Origin of the sequence: Psychrobacter sp. TB20-MNA-CIBAN-0197 (assembly GCF_040309765.1) — a bacterium.
GTDB lineage: Bacteria > Pseudomonadota > Gammaproteobacteria > Pseudomonadales > Moraxellaceae > Psychrobacter > Psychrobacter submarinus.
Window position 1 is genome coordinate 1 of sequence record NZ_JBEOPC010000814.1, and the last position, 262, is coordinate 262.

Sequence of the window (262 nt, forward strand, 5' to 3'; positions counted from 1 at the left end):
GCGCAAGCAACACTTCAGCGCAAGCACAAACTGCCAAACAAACACTTTTTAACCAGCGTGATGACATCAATAATCCGCATACGCCTGATACTGATGGTAATGAGCAAACGCATTTTGGTTATAAAACGGTCAATAAAGCAGAAAAGCAAGCGCGCGTTGCTGATGTCTTTACCTCAGTCGCCAAAAAATACGACATTATGAATGACTTAATGTCATTTGGTATTCATCGCTTATGGAAACGTTATGCGATTAGCTTGTCAGG

At 41.6% G+C, this 262-nt stretch carries 1 protein-coding gene; it reads left to right on the forward strand.

The annotated features are described in order from the left end of the window. A partial coding sequence (locus tag AAEY83_RS16120) for a class I SAM-dependent methyltransferase (protein ID WP_351060614.1) occupies window positions 1-262 on the forward strand: 262 nt, incomplete at both ends.